Source organism: Microbacterium sp. Bi128 (genome assembly GCF_918698205.1).
The window spans coordinates 1-1,986 of sequence record NZ_CAKKMM010000958.1; the positions used below are offsets into that span (position 1 = coordinate 1).

3 protein-coding genes are annotated in these 1,986 nt (G+C 60.5%); 1 reads left to right on the plus strand and 2 read right to left on the minus strand.

Annotation, left to right across the window (positions count from 1 at the left end; translation table 11 throughout):
- The coding region (locus tag LQV45_RS28480; protein ID WP_308288941.1) for a VOC family protein at nucleotides 1-349 on the plus strand (349 nt) is incomplete at its 5' end.
- A gap of 51 nt (nucleotides 350-400) precedes the next feature.
- On the opposite strand, the gene LQV45_RS28485 is transcribed toward LQV45_RS28480, so the two are convergent.
- Nucleotides 401-880 carry a hypothetical protein gene (locus LQV45_RS28485; protein WP_230010321.1) on the minus strand — a complete coding sequence of 160 codons (480 nt, stop codon included), beginning with the start codon at nucleotides 878-880 and terminating at the stop codon, nucleotides 401-403.
- 71 nt (nucleotides 881-951) lie between these two features.
- Nucleotides 952-1,524: a nucleotidyltransferase domain-containing protein gene (locus tag LQV45_RS28490; protein WP_230010323.1), complete on the minus strand. Its 573-nt coding sequence runs from the start codon at nucleotides 1,522-1,524 to the stop codon at nucleotides 952-954.
- Between the last annotated feature and the right edge of the window lie 462 nt (nucleotides 1,525-1,986).

Sequence of the window (1,986 nt, forward strand, 5' to 3'; positions counted from 1 at the left end):
AGTAATTGTCGATTCGGCACGACCGGCTGAGCTTGGACTTTGGTGGGCCAAAGCTTTGGGTTGGGTCGTGACTTTGGAAGCTGACGATGAGTTCGAAATTCGTTCTGCACCGGACCGGTTGCCAGGGTTGGTCTTCGTGCCGGTGGCAGATTCGAAGGTAACAAAGAATCGTCTTCACCTCGATTTTCGGCCGGACGATCCAGCGGCCGAGGTCGAGCGGATGGTCGCTCTGGGTGCCCGCAGGGTCGATGTTGGTCAAGGCGAGCAGCCGTGGACTGTACTTGAGGATCCAGAAGGCAACGAGTTCTGCGTTCTGGGAGCCCGAAAGAAGGACAGTACCGACAGTTGAAAGTTCGGACAGGCCACGGGAGCGCCCGTCAACGGATCGTGCAGCGGGCGGTCAGGCCGGGTTAGCTGCAGAATTCGTGGCAAGGACGTCTTTGCGGATTGCCCAACGGCCGATGGCTGCCGCTGCGCCAACGGTGGCCCATGGGATCAGCAGCCAGGGCTGCCATCCGAGACCCAGGACGCTTCCCAGCAGCCAGAACACGAGAGCGGGCACCGCGAAAAAGGCTCCGATGTGGATCCATTGATTCCTGACCGGGCGCAAAAGATAGGCCAACACCCAGGCCAATGGCGCCGCAAACACCAGGGAAACTCCGAAGCCATACAGAATCACCATGCCCAAAAAGCCCCATACGTAGCCGGCGTCGGTGCCGTCCCGCAAGGCGGGCACGCCATAGCCTGCCGCCACCAGGAGTAGTAGCACCCCCACCCAGAGCGAGGTGGCGATGAGCCAGCCCTTGATGAACGCGTACGCATCCAGGACCACTCTGTGTGACCGAACTGCCTGCGGCTGCGCCGCATCCCCCAATGCCATGGGCTTAGCCTACCGATGCGCAAAAGCTTCCCCCTCGTGCCGAGGGTGCGGCCGTCCGTTAGGGGATCCTCTTATGGACATGTCCCGCGAGCTGCATCGTCCCGATCAAGCCGCGCAACCTTCACTGCTTCGGCAAGGAGGTCCATGTCTGCCGCGTCTTTCGATCGTCGCGGAAGTCCCGGAACCCAGGTTGGCATCATCTGCTTGATCTCAATTTGAGCGGCGGGACTGATTACTGCGCATTGAATCCCTCCAAGCTGACACTCCAGGGCGTTGGCTAGTATGTCCTTCGGCAATGCCGCATTCCGCCACGGGCCTCCACCAACCACAACTCGACCGTCCGCCGCGCTGGACAGCGGGGCGATCCCAAACTCCACTGCTCCCTTCACAAGATCGCGCTGCTGTTCAGCCGGGTACTGCTCCATATCGGTCCAGCCCTGGGCGACAAGTGCGTTCGCAATGACGGGCATATCGCCATCCCAGACATACCAGTCGACATCGAGGTGTTCACGGGTGAGCCGACCAAGGTAGAAATCCATCGCCCATCCGCCGCGTAGCCAAATCTCGCTATCCAGGCTTCGGGCAACATCTACCATTTCTGAGATGGCAGCCAACTGCAAACCGCTGATCGAGATTTCTGACATGCCAAAATGCTATCTCCAGCGTCTGCTTCGGGGTCATTGCCAGAGTTGTGTCGGCAGCACGTGCAATTCCACTCTCGACTCCCCATCCAGACCAGCCTTCCGGCCGCATCCATCCACTGACGAACCCACCGTTGAAGGCGGAGCCACTAAACCGTCACAAAGTGCCCGGCGAGTCACGAAGAGTAGCCAGAAATAACCATCCTCCCGGTGCCATCCACACCTGTCATAGGCAAGCGCGGACGTCCGGTGAGGGATCCACATTCGGGATGGCTGAAGTGGGCGGCCTGCGGATTTAGGTGCCACGGTGCCGGCACCATTGGCGTGGCCTTGAAGCGAAAGGCTTGGCTACTGCCCGGGACGGTTGGGAACGTCGGCGTCCCACGTCAGGTCTGCTCCCTCATTCAGGGGCAGCGCTTCGATGGCGGGGTCCCTCACTAGTGCCGATACGAGTTCATGGCTGCC

What these genes read in the sequence shown, in the direction of transcription:
- LQV45_RS28485 (WP_230010321.1), bottom strand. Translation starts at nt 880, where the DNA reads ATGGCATTGGGGGATGCGGCGCAGCCGCAGGCAGTTCGGTCACACAGA.
- LQV45_RS28490 (WP_230010323.1), bottom strand. Translation starts at nt 1,524, where the DNA reads ATGTCAGAAATCTCGATCAGCGGTTTGCAGTTGGCTGCCATCTCAGAA.